This window comes from Luteibacter sp., from assembly GCF_036500425.1.
Classification (GTDB): Bacteria; Pseudomonadota; Gammaproteobacteria; order Xanthomonadales; family Rhodanobacteraceae; genus Luteibacter.
On sequence record NZ_DASYCB010000020.1, the window covers coordinates 179,654 to 206,126 of the forward strand.

At 65.1% G+C, this 26,473-nt stretch carries 21 protein-coding genes; 17 read left to right on the top strand and 4 right to left on the bottom strand.

Going from position 1 to position 26,473, the window contains the following annotated elements; all coding sequences use genetic code 11:
* The 7 genes from kdpB to VGN46_RS05105 all read left to right on the top strand — a co-directional run bounded on the left by kdpB (nucleotide 1) and on the right by VGN46_RS05105 (nucleotide 8,552).
* The gene (gene kdpB, locus VGN46_RS05075) at nucleotides 1–2,079 is read left to right on the top strand and encodes a potassium-transporting ATPase subunit KdpB (RefSeq protein ID WP_331641304.1); all 2,079 of its coding nucleotides are present in this window, start codon (nucleotides 1–3) and stop codon (nucleotides 2,077–2,079) included.
* 12 nt (nucleotides 2,080–2,091) lie between these two features.
* On the top strand, nucleotides 2,092–2,280 hold the full coding sequence (locus tag VGN46_RS05080; RefSeq protein WP_107913593.1) for a hypothetical protein: 189 nt from the start codon (nucleotides 2,092–2,094) through the stop codon (nucleotides 2,278–2,280).
* A gap of 74 nt (nucleotides 2,281–2,354) precedes the next feature.
* Nucleotides 2,355–3,779: an outer membrane beta-barrel protein gene (locus VGN46_RS05085; protein ID WP_331641308.1), complete on the top strand. Its 1,425-nt coding sequence runs from the start codon at nucleotides 2,355–2,357 to the stop codon at nucleotides 3,777–3,779.
* A gap of 10 nt (nucleotides 3,780–3,789) precedes the next feature.
* Entirely contained in the window at nucleotides 3,790–4,365 is a 576-nt protein-coding gene (kdpC, locus tag VGN46_RS05090; protein ID WP_331641310.1) for a potassium-transporting ATPase subunit KdpC, read from the top strand.
* A 157-nt stretch (nucleotides 4,366–4,522) separates the two neighbouring features.
* A complete protein-coding gene (locus tag VGN46_RS05095) occupies nucleotides 4,523–7,183 on the top strand; it encodes a sensor histidine kinase KdpD (protein ID WP_331641312.1) in 2,661 nt (886 codons plus the stop codon).
* A complete protein-coding gene (locus VGN46_RS05100) occupies nucleotides 7,180–7,878 on the top strand; it encodes a response regulator transcription factor (RefSeq protein WP_331641314.1) in 699 nt (232 codons plus the stop codon). The genes VGN46_RS05095 and VGN46_RS05100 overlap by 4 nt, the downstream gene beginning before the upstream one ends.
* A gap of 278 nt (nucleotides 7,879–8,156) precedes the next feature.
* Nucleotides 8,157–8,552, top strand: coding sequence for a hypothetical protein (locus VGN46_RS05105; protein WP_331641316.1), 396 nt, complete (start codon nucleotides 8,157–8,159; stop codon nucleotides 8,550–8,552).
* Between the two features lie 81 nt (nucleotides 8,553–8,633).
* Here VGN46_RS05105 and VGN46_RS05110 read toward each other — a convergent pair whose 3' ends face one another.
* Nucleotides 8,634–9,434 (bottom strand): helix-turn-helix transcriptional regulator, encoded by an 801-nt coding sequence (locus VGN46_RS05110; protein ID WP_331641318.1) that lies wholly within the window; start codon nucleotides 9,432–9,434, stop codon nucleotides 8,634–8,636.
* 142 nt (nucleotides 9,435–9,576) lie between these two features.
* On the opposite strand from VGN46_RS05110, the gene VGN46_RS05115 reads away from it, so the two are divergent.
* From VGN46_RS05115 to VGN46_RS05135, 5 genes are all read left to right on the top strand, one after another.
* A complete protein-coding gene (locus VGN46_RS05115) occupies nucleotides 9,577–9,819 on the top strand; it encodes a hypothetical protein (protein WP_107913586.1) in 243 nt (80 codons plus the stop codon).
* A gap of 78 nt (nucleotides 9,820–9,897) precedes the next feature.
* Entirely contained in the window at nucleotides 9,898–10,356 is a 459-nt protein-coding gene (locus VGN46_RS05120) for a MarR family winged helix-turn-helix transcriptional regulator (protein WP_107913585.1), read from the top strand.
* A 23-nt stretch (nucleotides 10,357–10,379) separates the two neighbouring features.
* Nucleotides 10,380–11,840 (top strand): efflux transporter outer membrane subunit, encoded by a 1,461-nt coding sequence (locus tag VGN46_RS05125; RefSeq protein WP_331641321.1) that lies wholly within the window; start codon nucleotides 10,380–10,382, stop codon nucleotides 11,838–11,840.
* A gap of 24 nt (nucleotides 11,841–11,864) precedes the next feature.
* Nucleotides 11,865–13,076: an efflux RND transporter periplasmic adaptor subunit gene (locus tag VGN46_RS05130; protein ID WP_107913583.1), complete on the top strand. Its 1,212-nt coding sequence runs from the start codon at nucleotides 11,865–11,867 to the stop codon at nucleotides 13,074–13,076.
* A 12-nt stretch (nucleotides 13,077–13,088) separates the two neighbouring features.
* A complete protein-coding gene (locus VGN46_RS05135; RefSeq protein ID WP_107913582.1) occupies nucleotides 13,089–14,615 on the top strand; it encodes a DHA2 family efflux MFS transporter permease subunit in 1,527 nt (508 codons plus the stop codon).
* A gap of 163 nt (nucleotides 14,616–14,778) precedes the next feature.
* Here VGN46_RS05135 and VGN46_RS05140 read toward each other — a convergent pair whose 3' ends face one another.
* The gene (locus VGN46_RS05140) at nucleotides 14,779–15,312 is read right to left on the bottom strand and encodes an acyloxyacyl hydrolase (protein WP_331641325.1); all 534 of its coding nucleotides are present in this window, start codon (nucleotides 15,310–15,312) and stop codon (nucleotides 14,779–14,781) included.
* A gap of 245 nt (nucleotides 15,313–15,557) precedes the next feature.
* Between VGN46_RS05140 and VGN46_RS05145 the strand changes: the two genes are divergently transcribed.
* Both VGN46_RS05145 and VGN46_RS05150 read left to right on the top strand, forming a co-directional pair.
* Entirely contained in the window at nucleotides 15,558–18,164 is a 2,607-nt protein-coding gene (locus VGN46_RS05145; protein ID WP_331641327.1) for an EAL domain-containing protein, read from the top strand.
* 132 nt (nucleotides 18,165–18,296) lie between these two features.
* A complete protein-coding gene (locus VGN46_RS05150) occupies nucleotides 18,297–19,070 on the top strand; it encodes a class III extradiol ring-cleavage dioxygenase (RefSeq protein ID WP_331641329.1) in 774 nt (257 codons plus the stop codon).
* Between the two features lie 127 nt (nucleotides 19,071–19,197).
* Here VGN46_RS05150 and VGN46_RS05155 read toward each other — a convergent pair whose 3' ends face one another.
* Nucleotides 19,198–19,974, bottom strand: a complete 777-nt coding sequence (locus VGN46_RS05155) for an SDR family oxidoreductase (protein ID WP_331641331.1) — start codon at nucleotides 19,972–19,974, stop codon at nucleotides 19,198–19,200.
* Between the two features lie 110 nt (nucleotides 19,975–20,084).
* Here VGN46_RS05155 and VGN46_RS05160 point away from each other — a divergent pair, with 110 nt between their 5' ends.
* Genes VGN46_RS05160 through VGN46_RS05170 form a run of 3 tightly spaced genes read left to right on the top strand, consistent with a single transcriptional unit; the run spans nucleotide 20,085 to nucleotide 23,012 of the window.
* The gene (locus VGN46_RS05160) at nucleotides 20,085–20,987 is read left to right on the top strand and encodes a LysR family transcriptional regulator (protein ID WP_331641333.1); all 903 of its coding nucleotides are present in this window, start codon (nucleotides 20,085–20,087) and stop codon (nucleotides 20,985–20,987) included.
* Nucleotides 20,988–21,042: 55 nt separating this feature from the next.
* A complete protein-coding gene (locus VGN46_RS05165; protein WP_107913577.1) occupies nucleotides 21,043–21,603 on the top strand; it encodes a DUF2239 family protein in 561 nt (186 codons plus the stop codon).
* On the top strand, nucleotides 21,600–23,012 hold the full coding sequence (locus VGN46_RS05170; RefSeq protein WP_331641336.1) for an MATE family efflux transporter: 1,413 nt from the start codon (nucleotides 21,600–21,602) through the stop codon (nucleotides 23,010–23,012). The genes VGN46_RS05165 and VGN46_RS05170 overlap by 4 nt, the downstream gene beginning before the upstream one ends.
* Before the next feature lie 207 nt (nucleotides 23,013–23,219).
* Here the strand turns inward: VGN46_RS05170 and VGN46_RS05175 are convergent, their stop codons facing one another.
* Nucleotides 23,220–26,420, bottom strand: coding sequence for an efflux RND transporter permease subunit (locus tag VGN46_RS05175; RefSeq protein ID WP_331641338.1), 3,201 nt, complete (start codon nucleotides 26,418–26,420; stop codon nucleotides 23,220–23,222).
* Nucleotides 26,421–26,473 lie beyond the last annotated feature (53 nt).

The window sequence follows — 26,473 nt, forward strand, 5'->3', positions numbered from 1 at the left end:
ATGACTTCTCACGCCCACGCCCCGCGCGGTTTCGATCGCGCGCTGGTGACCCGCGCCCTCCGTGACGCCTTCACCAAGCTCAATCCCCGCCTGCAGTTCCGTAACCCGGTCATGTTCGTCGTGTTTGTGTGCAGCGTCCTGACCACCCTGCTCTGGGTCCAGGCGCTCACCGGCCACGGCGAGGCCCCGGCGGGTTTCATCTTCCAGGTCTGCCTGTGGCTTTGGTTCACCCTGTTGTTCGCCAACTTCGCCGAGGCCCTGGCCGAAGGCCGCGGGAAGGCGCAGGCCGATGCGCTGCGCGGTTCGCGCCGCGATGTGCTGGCCAAGAAGCTGGTCGTGCCGCGCCGCGATTCGCAGATCGTGTTCACGCCCTCCAGTGACCTGCGTACCGGCCACCATGTGCTGGTGGAAGCGGGCGATATAGTGCCCGGCGATGGTGAGATCGTCATCGGTGCCGCCAGCGTGGACGAGAGCGCGATCACCGGCGAATCCGCACCGGTGATCCGGGAGGCCGGCGGCGATCGAAGCGCCGTGACCGGCGGTACCCGCGTGCTCTCCGACTGGCTGGTCGTTCGTATCACCAGCAACCCGGGCGAGAGCTTCCTCGACCGGATGATCGCGATGGTCGAAGGCGCCTCGCGGCGCAAGACGCCCAACGAGATCGCGCTCACGATCCTGCTGGCGAAGTTCACCCTGATCTTCCTGCTTGCCTGCGCCACCCTGCTGCCGTACTCGATCTATAGCGTGGAAGCCGCGGGCAGCGGTAACCCGATCACCCTCACCGTGCTTGTCGCCCTGCTGGTCTGCCTGATCCCCACGACGATCGGTGCGCTGCTCTCGGCCATCGGCATCGCCGGCATGGACCGGATGATCCGCGCCAACGTGATCGCCACCTCGGGCCGTGCGGTGGAAGCCGCCGGTGACGTAGACGTGCTGCTGCTCGACAAGACCGGCACGATCACCCTGGGCAATCGCCAGGCCGTAGCCTTCTACCCGGCGCCGGGCATCGAAGAGCGCGAACTCGCCGAAGCCGCCGAGCTCGCCTCGCGCGCCGATGAAACGCCCGAAGGCCGCAGTATCGTCACCCTGGCCGCGAGGTACATCAGCGTCAGCGTGAGCGAGCGCCGCCACGACGACCGTCGCGCCGAGTTCGTGCCGTTCACCGCGCAGACGCGCATGAGTGGCGTGGACGTCGGCACCCGCCACATCCGCAAGGGCGCGATGGATGCCGTCGAGCGCTATCTCGACGCGCAGGACAGTCACCTTCCGCCGCTGGTCCGTCGCATGGCCGAGGACGTTGCCCGTCGTGGCGCGACGCCGCTGATCGTGGTCGACGGCTCGCTGACCCTGGGCGTGGTCGAACTCAAGGACATCGTCAAGGACGGGATCAAGGAGCGCTTCGCCGAGATGCGCAAGATGGGCATCCGTACCATCATGATCACCGGCGACAACCCGCTCACCGCGGCCGCGATCGCCGCCGAAGCCGGCGTGGACGACTTCCTCGCCGAGGCCACGCCGGAAGCCAAGCTCAAGCTCATCCGCGACATGCAGGCCGAGAACCGCCTGGTGGCGATGTGCGGCGACGGCACCAACGATGCGCCGGCGCTGGCCCAGGCCGACGTGGCCGTGGCCATGAACAGTGGCACGCAGGCGGCGAAAGAAGCCGGCAACATGGTCGACCTGGATTCCAATCCGACCAAGCTGATCGAGGTCGTGGCCATCGGCAAGCAGATGCTGATCACCCGCGGCGCGCTGACTACGTTCTCCATCGCCAACGATATCGCCAAGTACTTCGCGATCATCCCGGCGGCATTCGCCACGACGTATCCGGCGCTCAACGCGCTCAATGTGATGCACCTGGCCACGCCGCGCAGCGCGATCCTGTCGGCGGTGATCTTCAACGCCCTGATCATCATCTGTCTCATTCCGCTCGCGCTCAAGGGCGTGGCGTATCGCGCGCTCGGTGCCGGTGCGCTGCTACGCCGCAACCTGCTCGTCTACGGACTCGGCGGCATCGTCGTGCCCTTCATCGGCATCAAGTTGATCGACATGTTGCTGGTCCTGCTCGGACTGGCCTGACCGAGGCTCCCCATGCATTCCGTGAAGCTCACCGTTTTCATCGAAGACCACGCCGACCTGGACATGGAAGTCCGGGTGGTCGCCCCGGAACACGGAGCGGCCGTTGCAGCCGCGCCGGTCGCGACGATCAAGCCGCGCATCGTTCCGGTCACGCCACCCAACGACGACGAATACACGCTCGGCGGCTACGCCGGCATCTGAAACACCCGCTCCTGATAGGCACAACCCACTAACTCCACCGATAAAGGGGTCCCGAGAGGGATCGGTCAAACGCCATGCGTACCACTCGTTATGCTCTCCTCGCCGCTATCTGCGCTCTCGCACCTGTCACCAAGGCCATGGCCTCGGGCAGTGACGATTGCTCCAGGGGTTTCGTTTCGCGTTTCGCCGCGGCTTACCGCGAAGACGCGCAGCCTGCCGATCCGAATGCGCCGGCGCCGGCGCGTCGCGGCATGGATTCTCCCTTCGATTCGATGCCGTTCCCGTCCTCCGAGTGGCAGCTCGGCGGCGTCGATAATCCGATTGGCGTGCCTGACACAGACGCGCAGTATCCCCTGGAGAAAGCGCTCGCCTGTACCAGCGTTGGCCACTGGATGCAGGACAACCGTATCGAGGTTTATGGCTGGATCAATCCGTCAGCCAACCTGAGCTCGTCGAGTTTCTCCAACTATCCGCTTTCCTACGCCTCGCGTCCCAATCGCGTCGAGTTCAATCAGGCGCTGTTGCGTATCGAGCGTTTACCCGACACGGTTCAGACCGACCATCTTGACTGGGGTTTTCATTTCGACGACCTGTATGGTTACGACTACCACTTCACCACCATGAAGGGTGTCACCAGCGACCAGTTGCTCAATCATCCTAATTCCAACAGTCCGTTGGGCGGCAAGCTGTACGGCAACGATCCGATGATCTGGTATGTCGACCTGTACATCCCCTGGGTAGCGCAGGGCATGCAGGTCACCCTGGGCCGTTATCTGTCCATACCGGATATCGAAGCGCAGTTCTCGCCGCAGAACTATCTTCTGACGCACTCCATTCTCTACACGGTCGATGCGTATACCAATACCGGCATCATCACCACAACCAAGCTAAACGATCAGTGGACGGTGCAGCTTGGCTTGCACGGCGGTGATGATTCGGCCTTCTGGGACAGCACCAGTCGTTTGAGCGTGCAAGGTTGTGTCCGTTGGGTGTCGAAGTCCAACAACGACATGCTGTATCCCTGCGTGGAGTCGTACAACAAATCCAAGCAGACCTACAACAATCTGCAGGAGTTCGTGCTTACCTGGGGCCATCGTTTCAGCCACAACGTGCACATGCTGACCGAGGCCTATCGCATCTACGTGCGTGATCAACAGGGCGCGCCCGCTGGCGTACCCGGTTACCCGCTGGGCCAGGCACCGAACTTCCCGAGCGGCCATAACCCGGCGTTCGGCATCGTCAACTACTTCAATATCGAGCTCAATCCGCACAACATGATCTCGATTCGCAATGAGTTCTACAACGACGAGCAGGGCCAACGCACCGGATACGCGACGCGGTATTCCAGCCATACGATTGGTTTAACGCATTGGGTATCGCAGGACCTGGAGATTCGCCCGGAGCTTCGCTACGAGCACGCGTATGATTTTCCCGCCTACAACGCCGGCGAAAAGAGCAGTCAGGTGACTGCGCTGGTCGACGCCATTCTGCATTACTGAGGCAAGTATCATGAGCAGGCTTATTCGCAACGCGTTGGTCATGCTGTTGTTGATGACCGTGACCACCGGCATCGCGTATCCATTGGTGGTGACGGGTCTGGCGCAGGTACTGTTCCCGTCACAGGCCCATGGCAGCCTGATCGTGACGAACGGCAAACCGGTCGGCTCCGAGCTGATCGGCCAGTCGTTCACGGCGCCCGGTTACTTCTGGGGCCGCCCGTCGGCGACGACGCCGGCCCCGAACAATGGCGCGGCGTCCACCCCGTCGAACCTTGGCCCGACCAACCCTGCCCTGACCAAGGCGGCGAACGATCGCATCGCCGCGCTGCGTGAGGTTGATCCGGCCAACAAGGGCGCCGTACCGGTGGACCTGGTGACGGCTTCGGGCAGCGGGCTGGATCCGGAAATCAGCCCGGCTGCAGCCGAGTACCAACTGGCTCGCGTTGCTCGCGCGCGCCATCTCGACCCGGCGAAGCTGCGGGAGCTTGTTGCGGCGAGTACAGCCGGTCGCCAGCTTGGCGTGCTTGGCGAGCCGCGGGTGAATGTCTTGAAGCTGAATCTGGCGGTTGATGAGGCGGCGCGGTAATTCCGTTGTCCGGGCAATCCCATCGCCGCTGAAGCGGCTCCCACAGTGAGCATCGGCACCGGCTCTTCTGTGGGAGCCGATTCATCGGCGAAAACCAGTTCGCCGCACGCCATCCGCTACCCTTGCCCCATGCTCCCCACTGCCCCCGGCCACCCTCATGACTGACGACCGCGACGCCCGCGCCAACGCGCTGCTCAGTGCCGCCAGGGAAGAGGATGGCCAGCGGCTCAAGGTCTTCCTTGGCGCCGCGCCAGGCGTCGGCAAGACGTTCGCCATGCTTTCCGCGGCTCGTGACCTCAAGCGCCAGGGTATCGACGTGGTCGTCGGCCTGGTCGAAACCCACGGCCGCGCGGACACGGCCGCCTTGCTCGAAGGCCTCGAAGTACTTCCGACGCGCCCTGTGCGCTATGCCGGCCGCGACTTTCGCGAGTTCGACCTCGAAGCCGCGCTACTCCGCCGTCCGGCCGTGTTGCTGGTGGACGAGCTCGCTCACACCAATCTCCCCGGTGGTCGTCACACGCGCCGCTGGCAGGACATCGCCGAACTTCTCGACGCGGATATCGAGGTCTACACGGCCCTCAACGTCCAGCACCTCGAAAGCCTCAACGACCAGATCCGGCGGATCACCGGCGTGGCCGTGCGCGAAACCGTGCCTGATGCCTTTCTCGATCGCGCCCGCGACATCGTGCTGGTCGACCTGCCACCGCGCGAACTGATCGGTCGGCTCAAGCAGGGCAAGGTGTACGTGCCGGAAACCGCGGCCGTTGCGCTGGATGCCTACTTCTCGCCGACCAACCTCGCCGCCCTGCGCGAGCTCGCGGTCGAAACCGTGGCCTCCCACGTCGACAGCGATCTTCGCGAGCACATGCTTGCCCGCGGTGACGCCATGCCGGTGCGCCGCCGCTGCATGGCGGCTATCGACGGCCAGGGCCAGAGCGAGTACCTGGTCCGCATCACGCGGCGTATCGCCGAGCGGCGCGGCGCACCGTGGAGTGTCGTGTTCGTCGACCGCGGCGGCCTCGATGCCGAGCGTCGCGAGCGCGTGGATTCGGCGATGCGCCTTGCCCGCCGTCTCGGTGGCGAGGGTGTGATCCTGCGCGGTCATGCCGTGGCCGATGAGCTGCTCGCCTGGGCCGATCGCGAAGGCGTGGGCCAGATCATCGTCGGACGGACACGCGAGCGGCCGATCGCGCGGCGCCTGGGCTTCTCGCTCACCCAGCAGCTTCTGCGTCGCGGCGCCCACCTCGAGCTGACCATCGTCGCCACGCCCGCCGAGCGTGCCCGGGCGCGTCGACGCCTGCGTTTCAAGGATGGCAACGGATCACGCCGCGAGTACGCTTTCGCCACGGGTGCGACCGCCATCGCGATGGCGTTGTCGTTTGTTGCCGACCGTTTTCTCTCGGTGGCCAACCTCTCGCTGATCTTCCTCACCGCCGTGCTCGTCGTCGCGGTGCGCACGCGCATGGCCGTCGCGGTGTATACCGCGCTGCTGTGCTTCCTTGGCTACAACTTCTTCTTCGCCCCGCCGCGCTACACGCTGGCCATCGCCAATGCTGACGACGTCCTGGCGGTGATCCTGTTCCTTGTCGTCGCACTGGTCTGCAGTCGCCTGGCGACGCGACTCGCCGGGCAGGTGACCTCGTTGCGAGCGGGACAGGTGCGTGCCCGCGCGCTGGTGGCGCTGGGCCAGCAACTGGCGACCAGCGCCGACGCCGATAGCATCCGCAAGGCCGGCGCGGCGGCGCTCGCGCGCGCGCTGTCCATCGAGATCGCGATGCTCGCGCGCGATGTGAGTGGCCACCTTAAGGTGGTCAATTCGGTGCCCGACGCCTTTGCGCTCTCCACACAGGACCTCGCTGCGGCCGACTGGTGCGAAGGCCACGCCGAACCCGCGGGCCGTTATACCGATACGCTGCACGCCGCCTCCTGCTGGATGCTGCCGCTCGGCGCCGAGCATCAGCACGCCGGTGTCGTTGCCCTGCGTTTTCCGCTCGGCACCCGCGAGCCCGATGCCGATGGGCGCAGTCTCGCCATGGCGATGGTGCAGGACATCGGCCAGGCACTCGATCGCGCACGCCTCGCGCACGAACTGGAAGGTGCGCGCGTGCAGGGTGAAACCGAACGCCTGCGCAGTGCCCTCCTCTCGTCGGTGTCGCACGATCTCCGCTCGCCACTGGCTTCGATGATCGGCTCCGCGGGCACCCTGCTCAGTTACGACGCGCAGCTGCCCGCCAATGAACGGCATGAGCTGCTCCAGGCCATCCTCGGTGAAGGCCAGCGTCTGGATCGCTACATCCAGAACCTGCTCGACATGACCCGCCTCGGCCATGGCACGCTGCAGCTCCATCGTGACTGGGTGGACGCGGGCGAGATCGTGGCCGCCGCCGTATCGCGCATGCACAAGCTTTTCCCCGAGGTGCGGATCGACGTGCACCTGCCGGCCGAGACCGTGCTGCTGCATGTGCATCCGGCGCTGATCGAGCAGGCGCTGTTCAATATCCTCGAGAACGCGGGCCGCTTCACACCACCGGAGGAGCCGATTCGCGTCACGGTCCGCTCCGAGGCCGGCCGACTGCTGGTGGACGTGGCCGATCGCGGTCCGGGCATCCCGGAGGACGAGCGAGCTCGGATCTTCGACATGTTCTATTCGGTAACGCGTGGCGATCGCGGCGGCAAGGGCACCGGACTGGGCCTGGCCATCTGCCGCGGCATGATCGGCGCGCACGGCGGTAGCGTGGAGGCCTTGCCCCACGCGGGCGGAGGCACGACCATCCGGGTCTCGCTGCCCCTGCCGCCGCCGCCCGCCGAGAACGCATGAACCCTACCGCTCCACGAGTGCTGGTGATCGACGACGAGGCGCAGATTCGCCGCTTCCTCGACATCGGGCTGCGTGCCGAAGGCTACCAGGTGCTGCTCGCCGCGACAGGCCAGGAAGGCCTGGGCCTGGCGGCGACGCAATCGCCCGACGTGGTCGTTCTCGACATCGGGCTACCGGACATGGAAGGCCACGACGTGCTTCGTGAGATCCGCACCTGGAGCGAGGTGCCCGTGCTGATGCTCTCCGTGCGCGATTCGGAAACGGAGAAAGTCCGCGCGCTCGACCACGGCGCGAACGACTACGTGACCAAGCCCTTCGGCATCCAGGAACTGATGGCGCGCTTGCGCGTGTTGCTACGACAGGGAGCCAAAGGTGGGCAGGCCGACGCTCCGGTGCGCTATGACGATGGCAGCCTCGTGATCGACCTGGCTCGCCGCGAGGTGCTGCTCGACGGCGCCCCTGTCGCCTTGACGCGCAAGGAGTTCGCTGTGCTCTCGCTCCTCGTGCGTCACCCCGGCCGCGTCGTCAGCCAGCAACAGATCCTGCGCGAAGTCTGGGGCGCCACCCACACGCAGGACACGCACTACCTGCGCATCGTCATGGGAAAGCTCCGCCTGAAATTAGGCGACGATCCGTCCACACCGCGCTGGCTGAAAACCGAACCCGGCGTCGGCTACCGCTTCCCCGCCGCCTGACATCTTGAAACCTGCACGCTCCCTGTGGGAGCCGCTTCAGCGGCGAAAGCATGCCCGCAAAATCGGCACCTGAAACCTGTAGGAGCCGATTCATCGGCGAACGGCTGCTCGCAAAAACGGCACAGGCATACGCGACGACATCCTCAAAGCTCCCGCCGGGATCGCCCAACCGTGACGCAGACCACACCCCGGCAAATCCGCCGGTTTTTTCAGACTATTCTGATTCCCACCCCACGATGAACCCATGACCTTCCGCCCCTCTCACCAAGGAGCAAGGCATGAAACCGTTCCGTACCCACGCAGCGATCCGACGCATCTCGGCAGCCGCCAGCCTGCTCTCGGGTCTGGTCACTGCGACTCCTGCATTCGCCGGTTCCCCCGCCTGCACCAGCGAACATTTCAGAACCGGCAAGCTCACCCTGCCGAGCTACGACGAAGCGATGGCCGATTGCATCACGCAAGAAACATCGATGACGAATACGGCATCCGGCACGTTCGAGCCGCTGCGGTCTTGCCACGACATCGGACCGCGAGGCAACCATGGCCCATGGATACATGGTCGCATCGGTGTCGACGTCGTCGAGCGAAGCAGTGGCGATCGCTACACGTTCGAAGGATTGTGGATGTGCAAGCCGGTCGCCGAGGCTGCCTTCGACGGCCCCTCGAGTCGCTGACCGCTTCCTGTGGGAGCCGCTTCAGCGGCGATGCTTTCGCGAGCACCCATCGCCGATGAATCGGCTCCTACAGGTCAAGGCTCAGGCGCCGCTGGCTTGTCGCGCGAGATAACGGCCTGGCGAATCGCCGAAGGCGCGGCGGAACATCGCCACGAAGGCACTCGGCGTGGCGTAGCCAAGGGCGTCGGAGACGACCGAGACGGCCTCGCCGTGGGCCAGCCGTTCGAGCCCACGAGCCAGCCGCGCCTGTTGCCGCCATTGCGCCACGCTGCACTGGGTTTCCTGGCGGAACAGGCGTGTGAGCGTGCGCGAGGACATACCTGCCCAGCTGGCCCATTCTTCGATCCCGCGCGTGTCGTGTGGACTCTCGTACATGGCCATGGCCACGCGGCGAAGGCGGCGATCCACCGGCATCGGCAGGTGCAGCGACTCCACCGGGGCACGACGCAGTTCGTCCAGAAGCACGGCGAACAGGCGTTCGCGCTCGGGGTCGGTCTCCGTGGTAACGACATCGACCGGCCAGGTGGCGGCGCGCTTGACGATGGCGCGGAACAGGTCGTTTACGCCGACCACGCAAGGGCGGTCCGGCAGGCAGGCGGCAGCGCAGGGGGCGATGAAGACGCCCCATGCGTGACTCGGACCCGCGATGCTCACCGTGTGCATCATTCCCGGCGGCATCCAGCCGGCGCGGTGCGGCGGCAGCAGGTAGGAGCCGTGCTCGGTACGACTGATGAAAAGCCCCTGTTCCACATAGAAAAACTGACCACGCACATGGCTGTGCCAGTCGGTTTCGCGCAGCGGCAGCTCGCCTCGGGCCTCGTAAGCGATCAGTGGCGGGCCGTCCGCGCTCTCGAGTAATCGATGTAGGACTTCGTCGTGCATTTGGCCGAATCTCGACATAAGTTGGCCCACTAACGATATCAGGCCGATAGCTTCCATAGCTATCATTTGCAACCCCAAGCAAATGTCCCTGCGCACGGCATCCGTCGACACCTGCGCCCGTGACCCTGAAGCGGAGATCCCTATGATCCGTCTCGTCACTACCGATTTAACCGATTTGAGCGAGGGCCAGGAGGCCGGCGACGCTCTGGTGACCTTCGTCGCCTGCGCCCACGCCATGCTCGATCCGACCACCCCTGAAGAGCAGGTTCGCCGCCTGGAACCCCGCTTGCTGGCTCAGTTGCCGACCCTCAGGGCACTGGGTGTCTTCGACCTGTTCGAGGTGCGTGACCCGGCTCTGGCGGCGTTGCTGGCCGACGAAGGATGAATATCCGAGAAACCTGAACTATCCGCCTAGCGTATATTTGCCTTGACAACTATCTTCGAGGCAATAGAATGCACGTCCATGAACAACCACCTGTGCCTTTCCTACGACGGTCGCGACACCCTCGGTGCCCTCATCGGCATGGTGCGTAGCGAAATCGTCCGCGCCATCGAGGCAGATCTCGCCGCGCTGGGCGCGGACCTCAAGTTCACCCAGTTCCATGTACTAAAGCGTCTGGCCACCCACGGTGCGATGACGGCGACGGAGCTGGCACGGGCGGTGGATCTCGACGGCGGCGCCATGACGCGCCAGCTCGACCAGCTGGAGTCCAAGGGCTACCTGCGGCGCAAACAGCACGAGCAGGATCGCCGTGCATTGCGCATCGAGCTGACCGAAGCCGGTGAGGCGCTCTGGAAGCATCTGTACGAAAGCAACATCGCGACGCTGGATCGGGCCCAGAAGGACCTCTCCAAGACCGAGCGCGATCAGTTGCACGATTACCTGGAACGCGTGCTCAACGCGCTCCGCGACAAAGACTGAACTAAACGTCCGAGGCAAAACGCATGCGTCTGCACACTCTCGTGGCGGCCGTCGGGGCCGCGTTGATTCTTTCCGGCTGTGTCACCAGCCGTGGACTGGATCCGCAGGGTCAGCTCACCGACCCGACCACCCTTCACGCCGACCGTACCTTGTCGAAGGTGGCCGTCTCCCCGGCCGGCTGGCCGTCGGCTGACTGGTGGACCGGTCTGGGCGACAGCCAGCTCGCATCGCTGATCGAGGAGGCGCTGAAGGACAATCCGGATCTGGCTACCGCCGACGCACGTGTGCGCCAGGCACAGGCACAGACCAACGGGGCCGATGCCGCGCGCGATCCGACCTTCAGCGTCGGCGCTGGCGCCGCTGGCGCGCACCTGCCGGGTTCGCTGCTGCCGTCGCCGCCGGGTAACCACTTCTCGTGGACGAAGTTCGGCTACGGCAACTTCAGCTGGGACCTCGACTTGTGGGGCGGCAAGCGTGCCGCGTGGGAAGCCGCCCTCGGCAGCCAGCGTGCCACGGAGATCGACGCCCGCGCCGCGCGTATCGAGATCTCGACGAATGTCGCCCGCGCCTATGTGCAGCTCGGCTACGCGTTCACCCAGCTGGACGTGGCCAAGGCCGAGCTCGATCGCAGTAACGCCTCGCAGAAGCTGACCGTGCAGCGCGTGGCCGCTGGCGTCGACAACCAGACGCAGGTAAAACAGGCCGACAGCGAAGTGGCCTCGGCCGAGCGCGAGATCGCCGTGTCGGAACGTGCCATCGATACCGCGCGCATCCAGCTCAGCATGCTGCTGGGCAAGGGTCCCGACCGCGGCATCGACATTAGTCGCCCCGCCGCGTTGACCCCATCGGCGGTAGCGATTCCGGCGAACCTTCCGGCCGACCTGCTCGGTCATCGTGCCGATCTGGTCGCCGCTCGCTGGCGTGTCGAGGCGGCATCGAAGGACATCGTCTCGGCAAAGACGGAGTTCCTGCCCAACGTATCGCTCGGCATCCTCGCCGCGCAGGCGGCCAGTGGTTCGGACAACCTGTTCTCGTCGCGCGCGCGCTTCTGGCAGGTGCTGCCGGCGGTGAGCCTGCCGATCTTCGACGGCGGTCGCCTTCGCGCCAACCTGTCGGGCAAGGACGCCGAGTACGACCTCGCCGTCGCGCAGTACAACAAGACGCTGGTGGGTGCGCTCAACGAAGTGGCCGACGACCTCTCGGGTCTCGACTCGCTGGGCACGCAGATCCAGGCACAGCAGCGCGCGCAGGACGCGGCACAGCAGGCATACGACCTCTCGCAGCTGCGTTACAAGGCGGGTGTCGGTAGCTACCTGGAGTCGCTCGCGGTGCGTCAGCAGTTGCTGGAAGCCCAGCAGCGCATGGCCTCCCTGAAGGCGCAGCAGGTCGACACGTCCGTCCAACTCATTCAGGCGCTCGGCGGCGGTTTCCGCCCTGAGGCCGACGACCAGCCGGTCGTCGCCGCCACGCCCGCAACCCACTAAAAAATCGCACCGAGGCAGCTTCCGATGTCACAAGAAACCATTGCCCCATCCGGCGCCGTCGTTGCGCCGCCCCCGAAGAGCCGTCGCGGCTTCTTCCTCAAGCTCCTGGTTGCCGTGATCGTGCTCGCCGCGATCGGCTGGACCGTCTGGTACTTCGTGGACGGCCGCTGGGAAGAGGACACCGACGACGCTTACGTCAACGGCAACGTCGTGCAGATCACCCCGCAGATCGCCGGCACCGTCACCTCCATCGGTGCCGATGACGGCGACCTCGTCCATCAGGGCGACGTGCTGGTCAAGCTCGATCCGAGCGACGCCGAAGTCGCCCTGGAGAGTGCGCGCGCCAACCTCGCCAACACGGTGCGCAAGGTACGTGGCCTCTACAACAACGTGACCTCGTCGCAAGCCGATGTCGCCGTGCGCCAGACCGCGGTCGATCGCGCTCGCCAGGACTACAACCGTCGCCGCGATCTCGCCAAGTCCGGCGCGATCTCCGCCGAGGAGCTCTCGCACGCTTCCGATACGCTGACCTCCGCCGAGAGCAGCCTTGCTTCCGCGAAGCAGGCATACAGCAGCAACAAGGTGCTGGTCGACGATACCGTCGTCGCCTCGCATCCGGACGTCCGCGCCGCGGCCGCCAAACTGCGTTCCGCTTACCTCGACGACGTTCGCGCCACCCTGGTCGCGCCGGTGGACGGTTACGTCGCCAAGCGCACGGTGCAGGTCGGCCAGCGCGTGCAGCCGGGCGCCGCCCTGATGGCCGTCGTGCCGCTCCACGAGGTGTGGATCGACGCGAACTTCAAGGAGACCCAGCTCAACAAGATGCGCATCGGTCAGCCGGTGGAAGTGACGGCGGACGTATACGGCGGCAAGACCGTCTACAAGGCGAAGATCCGTAGCCTGGGTATCGGCAGCGGTAGTGCGTTCTCGATCCTGCCGGCGCAGAACGCGACCGGTAACTGGATCAAGATCGTCCAGCGCGTGCCCGTACGCGTGGTCTTTACCGAACCCCGGCAGCTCGAAGAGAAGCCGCTTCGCCTGGGCCTGTCGACCAAGGTCACCGTGAACCTGCACGACCAGAGCGGCCCGCTGCTCTCGACGCAGGCGCCGACCAAGGCCGAGTTCTCCACGCCGATCTACGACAAGCAGCTTGCCGATGCCGACAAGGACATTGCGCGCGTCATCCACGAGAACGCATCGGCGGGTGAAGGCGAGCAGCAGAAGGCTCCGAAGTAAGGAGGCCGCGCAATGAGCACCGAATTTCGACCGCCAAACCTGGCGCTGTCCACGATCGGCCTGTCGCTTGCGACCTTCATGCAGGTGCTCGACACGACGATCGCGAACGTGTCGCTGCCGACCATCGCGGGCAACCTGGGTGTCAGTTCCAACCAGAGCACGTGGGTGATCACCTCGTTCGCGGTCAGCAACGCGATCGCGCTGCCGCTGACCGGCTTCCTGACGCGCCGCTTCGGTGAAACGAAGCTGTTCGTCATGGCCACGCTGTTGTTCTCGCTGGCATCCTTCCTGTGCGGTATCGCGCAGAGCATGACCATGCTCATCGTGTTCCGCGCTATCCAGGGCGCGGTGGCCGGACCGATGTATCCGATCACGCAGAGCCTGCTGATCTCGATCTATCCACCGGCCAAACGAGGCATGGCCCTGGCCCTGCTGGCGATGGTCACCGTCGTCGCGCCCATCGCAGGTCCGATCCTCGGTGGCTGGATCACGGACAACTACACCTGGCCGTGGATTTTCTTCATCAATGTGCCGATCGGCATCTTCGCCAGCTTCGTCGTGGCGAACCAGATGAAGGGACGCCCGGAGGTCACCGAGAAGCCCAAGGTGGATTACGTGGGCCTGATCACGCTGATCATCGGCGTGGGTGCACTGCAGGTGGTGCTCGACAAGGGCAACGACGAGGACTGGTTCTCGTCGCCCTTCATCATCGTTACCGCGATCATCGCGGTGATCGGCCTGGCCGTGTTCCTGATCTGGGAACTCACCGACAAAGACCCGATCGTGAACCTGAAGCTGTTCCGGCATCGCAACTTCGCCATGGGCACGTTATGTCTCGTGCTGGCTTACGCGGCGTTCTTCGCCATCGGCCTGCTGGTGCCGCAGTGGTTGCAACGCAACGTGGGGTACACGTCTACGTGGGCGGGCCTGGCCGCCGCGCCGCTGGGTATCATTCCGGTGATCCTCACCCCCTTCGTCGGTCGCTACGCGCATAAGTTCGACCTGCGCGTGCTGGCCTCGGGCGCGTTCCTGGTGATGGGCGCGACATGCTTCATGCGCTCGGAGTTCTATCTCGACATCGATTTCTACAGTGTCGCGATGGTGCAGCTGATCCAGGGCCTGGGCGTGGCGTTGTTCTTCATGCCGATCCTCAGCATCCTGCTGTCCGACCTGCAACCGCGCGAGATCGCGGCAGGCTCCGGCCTCGCCACCTTCCTGCGTACGTTGGGCGGCAGTTTCGCGGCGTCGCTGACCACGTTCCTGTGGGATCGACGGGCGATCGTGCACCACGAGCGGCTGACCGAAACGATCACGCCGTTCGATCCGACGGCCCAGCAGGCGCTGACCACGATCGGCCACGGCGATTCGCAGTACGCCACCTCGGCGTTGAACGCGATGATTACCAACCAGGGGTATCAGATCTCGTTCAACGAGGTCTTCCACCTGCTGGGGTATGTGTTCATCGCCCTGGTGTTCATTGTCTGGCTGGCGAAGCCACCGTTCGCGGCAAAGGCCGGCCCGGCGGCTGCAGGCCACTAAGGCCAGATGTATGTGGGAGCCGCTTCAGCGGCGATGCCCTTCGACGAGAAAGCCGGCGCATCACAGCGCCGGCTTTTTGTCTTTTGTGGGAGCCGGCAACGCCGGCAACGGCGTTACGGCACCCCGGCTTTTCGCCGCTGAAGCGGCTCCCACATTTCCTTGATCAGAGATTGAAGCCGATACCCACCAAAGCCATCGTCTCGCCGCGGTTCGGCTCGTGGAAGCTGCCGTTCGAGATATGGCGGATCTGGAAGCTGACGTTCTTCATCTGCCAGCCGAGTGTGCTGACGAACTCGTAGTCGCTGGATAAGGCCTGGGTGTGACCACCGGCCGTGCCCGCCACCTGGAAGCTGAAGAACAGCGGCTGGTACCAGTCTGTGTCGTTACCGTAGTGGAAGCGGGCGCCGGCGGCGCCGACCCATACGTTATTGGTGACGCCGGGGTGGTAGTCGGCGTAGCGCCCGATGTGGCGACCGTCGATATAGCCGATGGAGACATCCGGCGACCAGGTGAAGCGGCTCTGGCCCATGGGATGGGCATCGAACACGGACTCGATGAAGAAAGCGCTGGTGCCGTGGGTGTCCATGTAGCTACGGCCGCCCTGGAGTTCCAGGTGGGTTTCGGCGGCGGCGGGGATGGCGACAGCGGACAACGAAAGGGCGGTAATGGCGCCAAGTGCAAAGCGGGACGAGCGCATGGGGGAACTGGTCCTTGTGGTGGGACGTTTTGTTTGTAAACCGGATCGTTCGGTAAATAGTGTTCAGCAAACGTGAATGAAAGAGGGTACATAAGAATATTCGTGCCGATATTGCATCTCCCTTTCGCGCGCGCGACTTGCTCGCCGTGGCGATCAAGACGACGGGCCGCCTGCCGTTACAGATGCACAGGGCCCCGCCGCCGACCGGCCGCGGGAATAGGATCGGCGTTGCGGCGCAAGGGGGCGTGACGGTGGAAGGCGCGATGGACAAGGGCGCGGCGAAGCTGCGCACCCGGCGTATCCGTCTGGCCACCTGGGGCGTCTCGCTCGGCCTCAGCGTGGGTCTGGTCACGCTGGTCGCCTTCCTGCAGATCGATGCCTACCGCGGCATGCTCGCGAACGGGCGCCGTCAGCTCGCCGGCTCGGCCAGTGGCACGGTACGCATGGTCGACCAGGACATCGACGCCAGCCTCGGGCCGCTGCTCGCGCTGCGCAATGCAAGCGACACCGCCGAGTCCGGTTCCCTGCACATGCGCCTGGCCGAAGTGCAGGCGCGCCACCCCGAGCTGCCCACGTTTGTCGCCCTGGATGCCGAAGGCGGCGTGCTCGCCTGTACCAGCGTGCCCCTGCTGAACTGGCGCGAGGGCCTGGACGCTCCCCGGCGCGAAGCGCTCGGCGCCAGCGTGCGCGTCCTCGTGGCCGACGGACAGAACGGGGCGCCACCGACCATTCGCATTCTGGTCGACTCGCGTGTGTCTGAGCCGGCGGCCTTCGGCACCGTGATCGACGAGGCGCGCGTGCGCGATGGAATGAGTCGCTCGATCATGGGCGGCACCGCGGACATGACCGTTTTCTCGCTGGATGGGCGTCGCTTCGCCAGCAGTCGTGCCGACCGTGTTTCATCCTGGAGCGGTCCCGTGCCGACGCCCGGAACGAGTGGCCAGCATGCCGACGACCTCCGGATCTACGCGTGGGCCGCATCGGCGCATTATCCGTTCGCCGTGCAGGTCGGCCTCGAACGTGCGGGCATCTTCGACGAATGGTTCCGCCAGGCTCGCTCGTCGATGCTGGCGACCTTCGCCCTGGTCCTCCTGCTCAATGCCTTTGCCGCCGCGTTCGACCGTGCCTATCGTCGGCAGAGCCACCTCATCCGGGCCCTGTCGCTCAGCACGCTTCATCAGCGCGACACCGACCGCGACCTCGCTGCAAGCGAGGCCGCCTACCGCCAGTTGATGACGCGTATGCCATTGCCCGTGATCATCGTGCGCAACGACCGCATCGAGTACGCCAACCTGCTCGCCGAGGAGCGCCTCGGTCACGACGGCGCGACCCTGGTCGGCCGTCACGCGGCGGAGTTCATGGATGCCGATGCGCTCGAGGCGATGCGCGGTGGAACGCCCGAAGGCACCAGTGTGACCGCGTGGCTGAACCCCGAAGAGGGCATGCCGTTCGAGGCCGAGCTGGCGCTCTCGGACTACCGCGATTCCCGCGGACGCGGCACGCTGGCGATCGTGCGCGACGTGACGCAGCAGCGCCGCTACGAAGAACGACTGAACCACCAGGCGACGCACGACGAGCTCACCGGCCTGCCCAACCGTCGCGCGCTGCGCGAGAAGCTGGAGCATCTGATCCGGCAATCTCAGCGCGACGGCTCGGGCCTCATGGTGCTGTTCATCGACCTGGATCATTTCAAGTTCATCAACGACGCGCTCGGCCACGCGCTGGGTGACCAGGTGCTGCGCGACGTGACACTCAAGCTGGGCGACGTGCTCGACGGCCTCGGTCACATCGGCCGCTTCGGCGGCGACGAGTTCGTCGCGATGCTGCCCTTCAGCTGTTCGCCGGCACGCGCACTCGACGTGCTGCCGCGCATCCAGAGCGCCATTGAAGAGCCCCTGGAAGTGGGCGGTTCGGTGCAACGCCTGAAGTGCAGTATCGGTGTCGCCTTCGCCACGCGCGATGGTTCGGATGCGGACACGCTTATTCGTAACGCCGACACGGCCATGTACGACGCGAAGCGGTCGGGGCGACATACATGGAAGCGTTATTCCGCCGACATGCATGCAACGGCCATGGCCCGCCTGACCGTGTTGTCGCGCTTATCCGGCGCCAATCTCGACAATGAGCTCGCGCTGGCGTGGCAGACCCAGCACGCCGGCGACGACGGCCGCGTCATCGGTGTGGAGGCCCTGCTGCGCTGGCCGTCCGCGCCGGGAGATCTCGGCACGCCTGACAAGCTGGTGCCCTTGCTGGAAGAAACCGGCGCCATCGTGCAGATCGGTCAGTGGGTCTTGCGCGAGGCATGCCGGCAACAACGTCGCATCGCGGGATTGCTGGGTGCCGACTGCCGGATCGCGGTGAATATCTCGGCGCAGCAACTGGTACACGTCGATCTCGTGGCTGAAGTGCGGCAGGCGCTGGCGGAGACGGGCGCGAGTGCGTCGCTGCTGGAACTGGAGCTGACCGAAAGCGCCTTCATGAATGAGCCTGCGCGGGCCATTCGCACCTTGCATGAGCTGCGCGCGATGGGTGTGAGCATCGCGCTGGACGACTTCGGTACCGGCTACTCGAACCTGACGTATCTGTCGCGGTTGCCGCTGGACAAGATCAAGATCGACAGGCACTTCACCAGCGCGCTCCTGCAGGACGACGTGGACGCCTCCATCTGCCGCTCGATCGTCTTCCTCGCCCGCAGCCTCAACCTCGAGGTGGTCGCCGAGGGCGTGGAGACCGACCGTCAGCGTCGCTGGCTGCTCGACGAGGAGTGCACGTCGATGCAGGGCTTCTTCTTCTCCCGGCCGGTACCGATCGACGAATTGGGTCCGGCGACACACGAACTCCGTTTGACCTGACGCTGGCAGGTCGCGATGGCCGGTTGTTCCCCGGGAGAGCCAATGTGTTCTTCCCACGGCGATTTATCCCCCGGGTCACACCCCTTACATTGCTAAGAGGAGGCAGCCGCTTCCGCTTTTCAGGTATTCGCCATGCCCCGCGCGCCCGCTCTCTTCATTTCCCACGGTGCCCCGACATTTGCGCTGGAGCCGGGTCTGCTCGGCCCGCGCCTGACCGACATCGGAGAGCGCCTGGCCAACGCCATGGCCATCGTGGTGGTCTCGCCGCACTGGCAGACGGGCGGTATCCGGGTGACCGGCGCAGCCACGCCGGGAACGATCCACGACTTCGGCGGCTTCCCGCCGCCGCTCTACGCGCTGACGTATCCCTCGCTGGGCTCGCCGGGGCTGGCGTGCGAGACGGCGTCGCTATTGATCGACGCAGGTTTCGTCGCGATCGTCGATCCCGAGCGCGGGTATGACCACGGCGCGTGGGTGCCACTGCGTTACCTGCGTCCGGATGCGGACATTCCGGTGATCCAGGTGTCGATGCCGCACAACCTCGACACCGCCGGGGCGCTGCGCCTGGGCAAGGCGCTGGCGCCGTTGCGTGAGCAGGGGGTCGTCATCGTCGGTTCGGGGAGCCTTACGCATAACCTGTACGAAGTGCGGCGCGCCGGCGAGAACGCCGCATATGCCAGCGACTTCGCGGCCTGGAGTCGCAGGGCCGTGCTCGAGCGCAATACCGACGCGCTGCTCGATTACCGCCGGCTCGCGCCCAGCGCCATCCGCGCGCATCCCACCGAGGAGCATTACCTCCCGCTCCTCGTCGCTGCCGGTGCGGCAGGGAACGACGCCCCCACCGCCATCGATGGGGGCATCACCTATGGCGTCCTCTCCATGGACTCCTACGCCTGGGGTTTGTAGGTCTTTGTGGGAGCCGGCTATGCCGGCGATGGATCCCGACTAAACCGCCCCGTTGGCTTGGCGATAGACCTCGGCTACACCGCTTCGTTGGCCTTTCGCCGCTGAAGCGGCTCCCACATTGTTCTTTTCAGATCTGGGCCTGGCCGCCATCGACGAACAGTTCGATGCCGGTGATGTAGCTGGCTTCGTCGGAGGCGAGGAACGAGACGGCCTTGGCGATCTCGTCCGGCGTGCCGGTACGGCCCAGCGGCGTGATGCTTTCCACGTAGGCGCTGTAGTCGGCGATCTGCTGTTCGCTCATGCCGAGTTCCGATGTGTAGGCCGGCGTGACGACGGTGCCGGGGGCGACGACATTGACGCGGATGTCGCGACCCTTCAGGTCGCTGGCCCAGGTGCGCGCAAACGAGCGGAGCGCCGCTTTCGTGGCTGCATACACGCCGAAAGCCGGCGCGCCCTTGATCGATACCATGGAACCGTTGAGTACGATGGCCGAGCCCGGGCCCATCAGTCCCAGCGCTTTCTGCACGGTGAACAGGGTGCCCTTCACGTTGATGCCGAAGTACTTGTCGAACTGCGCTTCGTTGATCTGGCCGAGCGGCGCGAACTCACCGCCGCCAGCGTTCGCGAAGAGGATGTCGAGGCGGCCACTCGCTTCTTGGATGGTGGCGAAGATGCGGTCCAGGTCGGCGGCGCTGGCGATGTCGCCCTGGATAGCGGTGGCACCGATGGACGCGGCGGCGGCATCGAGTTCCGCCTGGCGGCGGCCGGTGATATAGACGGTGGCGCCTTCGCGGACGAAACGCTCCGCCGTGGCCAGGCCGAGGCCAGAGCTGCCGCCGGTGACGAGGACGATCTTGCCGGCATGGCGAGTGGTGTGGATGTTGCTGGTGGCAAGGGTGTGCATGGTCTTCGGCTCCGATAACCGCGGTGCGGTCGATACGCACAAGATGGTTATTCGGCGTTCGTGGATAAATAATGGAATCGCGATTTCATTATTCATGCCGGGAAACAGCCATGGACCATCTGCTTGCCATCCGCGTCTTTGGTCGGCTCGTCGAGACCGGCGGCTTTGGCCGCGCGGCGGATGCCCTGCGCATGCCCAAGTCCACGGTGACCAAACTCATCCAGGGTCTGGAGGCCGAACTGGGCGTGCGCCTGCTCGAACGGACTACCCGGCGTGTCACGGTGACCGCGCACGGGGCGGCGTACTACGAGCGCACCCGTCAGTGGCTGGCGGAGCTGGACGAGTTCGAGACGACACTGGCACGCGGCCGCAACAGTCCCATAGGCAACCTGCGTATCGACACCGGGGGATCGGTCGCGGCCGGCCTGATTATTCCGGCGCTACCGGCATTCCGGGCGCGCTATCCGGGCATTCACATACAACTCGGAGTGACGGACCGGACCGTCGACCTGATCAGCGAAGGTATCGACTGCGCCATTCGCAGCACGGGGGACGACCCCAACCTGGTCACGCGACAGATCGGCGAGCTGTCCTGGACGCTTTGCGCAACGCCAGACTATCTTGCCCGGCGCGGCACACCCGCGGTGCCGGACGATATCGTCCGCGACGGCCACGACGTGGTCGGCTATTTTTCCGCCCGCAGTGGTCGCATGCATCCGTTGCGCTTTCGCGAGGGCGAGCGAACGTTCGAGATCGAGTTCACGGCCTCGATCGAGGTCAATGAAAGCAATGCGCATACCGCCGCGGCGATCGCTGGCCTCGGGCTCGCCCAGGCCCTCGACTTTACCGTCGCCGATCGCGTCGCCAAGGGAGAACTACTGCCTGTGCTGGCGGCATGGCAGCCCGCCCCACTGCCGGTCTATCTCGTCTACCCGCCCGATCGACGGCACAATGCGCGCCTGCATGCCTTCGCTGAGTGGCTCGCCGTCGAGGGTTTTACCCGGAAGTATTGACGAAGTATTTAATCCGGGTAATATCGCGGCATCGCACCGGATTATCGAGACACCCATGACTACCTTTATCGCCTTCGACGGCATGACGCGCCTTGCCGCGGGCTCGCTCGCGGCCGTTGTCGAGCGCTGCAAGCACCTGCTCGACGCCCAACCGGATGCCTCGCCCATCATCTATGACGACAGTAGCGGCCGCCCCGTCGATGTCGATTACCGCGGTACGACTCACGACGTGCTGGCCAGGCTCCCGGGCAACGAGGCGCCGGCCAAGCGTGGACCCGGGCGGCCGAAGCTCGGCGTGGTGGCACGCGAGGTGACGCTCCTGCCTCGGCACTGGGGCTGGCTTGCGGCACAGCCTGGCGGGGCATCCGTCGCCCTGCGCCGGCTGGTCGAAACCGCAAGTCGCGAACGCGCACCGGCCGATCGCCTGCGCCAGGCCAGCGAAGCGGTGGATCGCGTGATGATGGCGCTGGCCGGCAACCTGCCCGACTACGAAGAAGCCTCGCGCGCCTTCCATCGGAACGACCGCGAGCGATTCGACGTACTCACCGACGCGTGGCCAGCGGATATCCGCGATTACGTGCGCCATCTCGCCGCGCGTGCCGGCGGTGAAGCATGACGTCGCCGGCATCACGTATCGCGCTGACCGAAGGCCCGATCGCCCGCACGTTGTTGCTGTTCTCGCTGCCGATCCTCGGCGCGAACGTGCTGCAGTCGCTGAACGCATCGATCAATGCGGTATGGGTCGGGCACTTCCTCGGGGAGTCCGCCTTCGCCGCTACATCCAACGCCAACCTGATCCTGTTCTTCCTGCTGGGCGTGGTTTTCGGCATCGGCATGGCGACGACGATCATGGTCGGACAGACCGTCGGCGCGCATGACATTCCCGAAGCGCGGCGCGTGGTCGGCACGGGCCTGGGCTTTTTCGTCGCGATCTCGCTGCTGGTCGCGATCGGTGGCTTCATCGCCACCCCGGCGATGCTTCGCGGCATGGGCACACCGCACGATGCGCAGCCCTACGCCATCGAGTACCTGCGGATCATCTTCGTCGCGCTGCCGGCGATGTACCTCTATACGTTTCTCGGCATGACGCTGCGTGGCGCGGGTGATTCGCGCACGCCCTTCGTCTTCATGCTGGTCTCGGTGATCCTCGACATCGCGCTCAATCCGCTCTTCATTTTCGGTCTGGGGCCCATACCGCGCATGGGTATCGCCGGCTCCGCCGTGGCGACGCTGATCGCACAGACCAGCACCTTGCTGGCCCTGCTCGTCTGGCTGTACCGGAAGAAGTATTTCCTCTGCATCCATCGCAACGAGCTGCGCTTGCTGGTGCCCGATGTCACCCTCCTGAAGAGCCTGATCGCAAAGGGACTGCCGATGGGTGCGCAGATGGTCGTGATCTCGTCGTCGGCGATCATCATGATGTCCCTGGTCAACCGGCATGGTTCCCAGACAACCGCCGCTTTCGGTGCCGCCTCGCAACTGTGGACCTATATCCAGATGCCCGCACTGGCGATCGGCTCCGCCGTGTCGTCGATGGTGGCGCAGAACGTCGGGGCGAAACGCTGGGATCGTGTCGCCGGCATAGGCCGCGCGGGGGTGCTGACCAACTTCGCGCTCACCGGCACGCTGGTGCTCATCATCTACCTGTTCAACCGTGCCGCACTCGCGTTATTCCTTGGCAGTGACAGCTCGGCGATCGGTATCGCGCAGCACCTCAACCACATCGTGGTCTGGTCGTTCCTGCTGTTCGGTGTGACCTTCGTGATGTTCGGCGTGGTGCGCGCCACGGGCGCAGTGATGCTGCCGCTGGTCGTGCTGATCATCTCGATGTGGCTGGTGCGCTTCCCGTTCGCCGCCCTGCTGGGGCCGGTCATGGGTGCGGATGCGATCTGGTGGAGCTTTCCGGTGGGATCGCTCGTGTCGCTTGCGATCACGACGGTGTACTACCGCCGTGGCACCTGGAAGAAGGCGCATATGTTACCGGCCACACCCCCGGTCATAGCCGAGGTCGAGCCGGTCGTGTAATCCCTGCTCTCCGTACTCTCCGTACTCTCCGTAGGAGCCGATTCATCGGCGATCCCGCGGCAGCGGGCAAGGGTGTGGCAAGCACCCAATCGCCGATGAATCGGCTCCCACAAGGAGCCCGGCTCATGCCGTGAGCCTGCGCGTGCCTTATTGAGCCTGCGCGTGCCTTATTGAGCCCGCGCGTGCCTTATTGAGCCTGCGCGTGCCTTATGTGGGAGCCGCTTCAGCGGCGATGCCCGGATGTCCGCCGGCCTTCCTGATCTTCAACCAGACCTTATAGCGACGCTTCAACATACGACGATGCTTGCGCCGTGCCACGCGGATCTTGCGGTCGTGGTTCCACAGGTAGATGGCCGGGGTGCTGAGCAGGGTCAACAGCTGCGATACCAGCAGGCCGCCGACGATGGCGATACCCAGTGGGCGACGCATCTCCGAGCCCACGCCGAAGCCGATGGCCAGCGGCAGCGCGGCGCCCATCGCCACCAGGGTGGTCATGGTGATGGGGCGGAAGCGCACCAGTGCGGCCTGTCGGATTGCCTCCACCGGCGTCATGCCGTACTCGCGTTGGGCGACGAGCGCGAAGTCGACCATCAGGATAGCGTTCTTCTTCACGATGCCGATCAAGAGCAGCACCGCGATGATCGTCATCAGCGTGAGTTGCTGCTGCGTGATCAACATGGCGAGGAAGGCGCCCGCGCCCGCGGCCGGCAGCGTCGAGATGATCGTCAACGGATGCCCGAGGCTCTCGTAGAGGATGCCGAGCACGATATAGACGGCGAGGATCGCACCGATAAGCAACACCATGCCGTTGGACTGGGCGTCTTTCAGCCGCTGGTTCGTGCCGGTGAAGTCCATGCGGATCCCCTCGGGCAGGTTGAGCTGGCGCACGGCCTCCTCGACCATGGTGTTGCCCTTGTCCGGGGTGACCTTCGGCGGAAGGTTGTAGGTGATGTCGGCCGATTCGAGCTGGTTCTGGTGAGTGATCGTGGTGGGCGTCGCGACCGGTGCGATTTTTGCAAGCGCGGACAGCGGCACCATTACGCCTGTGGCGCTCTTCACGTAGGTATTCAGCAGGGCGTCGGGGCTCAACGTTTGCGCCGCGGCTGCCGTGAGCACCACCCAGTACTGGTTGATGTCGGAGTAGATGATCGACACCTGACGCTGGCCGAAGGCGTTATAGAGGGCGGAATCGACCATGCCCATGCCAACCGACAGGCGCCCCGCCGAATCGCGGTCCACCTGGAGCATCTGCTGCTTGCCCACCACGTCGAAGTCGCTGCCGACATCCTTGAATTCGGGAATGGTGCGCATCTTGCGCACCAGCTTCATCACCCAGGGCTGGAGGTTCTCGCCGCCGGTACTGATCAACTGGAACGAATACTGCCCACGGTTGCCGTTGTTGCCACCGCCGCCGAGGAACTGCACGGGACTCATGAACACCTGGACACCGGAGAGCTTCTCGTAGTCCTTGCCCAGTCGCTCCATGATCTCCTTGATCGACTCCTCGCGATATCCCGGCCCGCTGCCCTTCGGCTTGAGGTCGACGAACATCAGGCCGGAATTGCCGACGGCCGCACCGTCGTTGCCGCTGCCAAGAATGGTATTCACGTCGGCGACGGAGGGATCGTTCTGCATCATGTCGCCGACCCGCTTGAGGCGGCGCGACATTTCGTCGGGCGAGATGTTCGCGTCCGCTGTCACCTCGGCCTGCAGCATGCCGGTGTCTTCGTCAGGCATGAAATTGCCGCCGGCGGTCTTCACCACGGCGAAGCCAAGAGCAAACGTCGCGAACAGAAGGATCAGCGGCTGCCAGCGCATCACCCGCCGATGCCGCATGGCCCAGTCGAGCGCGCGCTCGTAGGTGCCCAGAAGGCCACGATCGAAGCGCTCGAGCGCACGCTCCCAGCGGCTTACCTTGCGATCGGCTTCGTCGTGCTTGAGATACCGGGCGCACAGCGCCGGCGTCAGGGTCAACGAGACGACGGCCGAGATCACCACGGCGGCGGCGAGCGTCACCGAGAACTCGCGCAGCAGCTTGGTGATCATGTTGTTGCCGAACAGCAGCGGAGCGAACACGGCGATCAGCGATAGCGTGATCGAGACGACGGTGAAGCCGATCTCGCGTACGCCTTCCAGCGAGGCCGGCATCGGGCCCGTTCCATTCTCCATGTGGCGAACGATGTTCTCGATGACCACGATGGCATCGTCCACGACGAAGCCGATGCAAAGCACCAGCGCCATCAAAGACATGGTGTTGAGCGTGTAGCCGAGTGTCCACATCACCACGAATGCACCGGCCAGCGAGAGCGGCACGCTGAGCGTGGCGATCAGGGTGGGGCCGAGGCGGCGCAGGAACACCATCATCACCAGCACCACCATCACGATGCTGATGAGCAGCGCGACCTTCACTTCGTGCAGGGCCGACTGGGTGGTCTGCGTGAGATCGAAGATCGGGGTGACCACGGCATCGGCCGGCAACGACGACTGGAACCGCGGCAACGCAGCCCGGATCGCCTCGGCGGTCGCGATGGAGTTGGCTTCCGGCCGCTTGCTGATCTGCATGGTGACCGAGCGTTCGCCCTGGAACCACGCTGCCTGGTACTGATCCTGCTCGCCGCTGGTCACCTTGGCGATGTCCGACAGGCGCACCGGCACGTTGTTGCGCACGGCGATCAGGATCTTGGCGAAATCTTCCGGTTCACGCAGGCCATCGTTGGCCGTCACCGTCATCTGCGTGGCGCCGTCGGACAGCACGCCCTGCGGGGAATTCACGTTGGCCGCGTTCAGCGCATTGGAGACATCGTTGGCCGTGAGCTGCTTGGAGGAGAGTGCGTTGGTATCGAGCTCGATACGCACGGCATGCGGCGTGCCGCCGAACACCTGTACGCGCGACACGCCGTCGATCTGCTTCACGCTCGGCATGATCAGCGTATTGACCACGTCGAACAGCTTGTCCGGTGGCATCGTCTTCGAGGTGAAGGCCACAAGCAGGACGGGGATCTGGCCGGTGTCGAACTTGAAGTACTGGGGCGGCGTCGGCATGCCGGCCGGGAGGTCGGCCGCGGCCGCATTGATGGCCGCCTGCACGTCGCGCGCGGCGGCGTCGGTGCTGCGGTCCATGGTGAAACGGACACGAACGAAACCAGCCCCTTCAGAGCTGTTCGAGTACATCTGGTCGACGCCTGGAATCTGGCCGAGGTGGCGTTCCAGGGGCGCGACGATGGTCGACGCCATGGTCTGCGCGTTGGCGCCCGGCATCTGCGTCTGGATGAATACCGCCGGCACCTCGATCGAGGGCAGCGCCGCCACGCCCAGCAGCATGTACGCGATAGCACCGGCAAGGGTCAGCCCCGCCGCAAGCAGCGACGTACCGATCGGCCGGCGAATGAATGGTGCAAAAAAGTTCACGACACTTCCTGTGATCGCGGGAAGCATACCCGCGCCCGTGGACTTTATGACGG

What these genes read in the sequence shown, in the direction of transcription:
- kdpB (WP_331641304.1), top strand. Translation starts at nt 1, where the DNA reads ATGACTTCTCACGCCCACGCCCCGCGCGGTTTCGATCGCGCGCTGGTG.
- VGN46_RS05080 (WP_107913593.1), top strand. Translation starts at nt 2,092, where the DNA reads ATGCATTCCGTGAAGCTCACCGTTTTCATCGAAGACCACGCCGACCTG.
- VGN46_RS05085 (WP_331641308.1), top strand. Translation starts at nt 2,355, where the DNA reads ATGCGTACCACTCGTTATGCTCTCCTCGCCGCTATCTGCGCTCTCGCA.
- kdpC (WP_331641310.1), top strand. Translation starts at nt 3,790, where the DNA reads ATGAGCAGGCTTATTCGCAACGCGTTGGTCATGCTGTTGTTGATGACC.
- VGN46_RS05095 (WP_331641312.1), top strand. Translation starts at nt 4,523, where the DNA reads ATGACTGACGACCGCGACGCCCGCGCCAACGCGCTGCTCAGTGCCGCC.
- VGN46_RS05100 (WP_331641314.1), top strand. Translation starts at nt 7,180, where the DNA reads ATGAACCCTACCGCTCCACGAGTGCTGGTGATCGACGACGAGGCGCAG.
- VGN46_RS05105 (WP_331641316.1), top strand. Translation starts at nt 8,157, where the DNA reads ATGAAACCGTTCCGTACCCACGCAGCGATCCGACGCATCTCGGCAGCC.
- VGN46_RS05110 (WP_331641318.1), bottom strand. Translation starts at nt 9,434, where the DNA reads ATGCACGACGAAGTCCTACATCGATTACTCGAGAGCGCGGACGGCCCG.
- VGN46_RS05115 (WP_107913586.1), top strand. Translation starts at nt 9,577, where the DNA reads ATGATCCGTCTCGTCACTACCGATTTAACCGATTTGAGCGAGGGCCAG.
- VGN46_RS05120 (WP_107913585.1), top strand. Translation starts at nt 9,898, where the DNA reads ATGAACAACCACCTGTGCCTTTCCTACGACGGTCGCGACACCCTCGGT.
- VGN46_RS05125 (WP_331641321.1), top strand. Translation starts at nt 10,380, where the DNA reads ATGCGTCTGCACACTCTCGTGGCGGCCGTCGGGGCCGCGTTGATTCTT.
- VGN46_RS05130 (WP_107913583.1), top strand. Translation starts at nt 11,865, where the DNA reads ATGTCACAAGAAACCATTGCCCCATCCGGCGCCGTCGTTGCGCCGCCC.
- VGN46_RS05135 (WP_107913582.1), top strand. Translation starts at nt 13,089, where the DNA reads ATGAGCACCGAATTTCGACCGCCAAACCTGGCGCTGTCCACGATCGGC.
- VGN46_RS05140 (WP_331641325.1), bottom strand. Translation starts at nt 15,312, where the DNA reads ATGCGCTCGTCCCGCTTTGCACTTGGCGCCATTACCGCCCTTTCGTTG.
- VGN46_RS05150 (WP_331641329.1), top strand. Translation starts at nt 18,297, where the DNA reads ATGCCCCGCGCGCCCGCTCTCTTCATTTCCCACGGTGCCCCGACATTT.
- VGN46_RS05155 (WP_331641331.1), bottom strand. Translation starts at nt 19,974, where the DNA reads ATGCACACCCTTGCCACCAGCAACATCCACACCACTCGCCATGCCGGC.
- VGN46_RS05160 (WP_331641333.1), top strand. Translation starts at nt 20,085, where the DNA reads ATGGACCATCTGCTTGCCATCCGCGTCTTTGGTCGGCTCGTCGAGACC.
- VGN46_RS05165 (WP_107913577.1), top strand. Translation starts at nt 21,043, where the DNA reads ATGACTACCTTTATCGCCTTCGACGGCATGACGCGCCTTGCCGCGGGC.
- VGN46_RS05170 (WP_331641336.1), top strand. Translation starts at nt 21,600, where the DNA reads ATGACGTCGCCGGCATCACGTATCGCGCTGACCGAAGGCCCGATCGCC.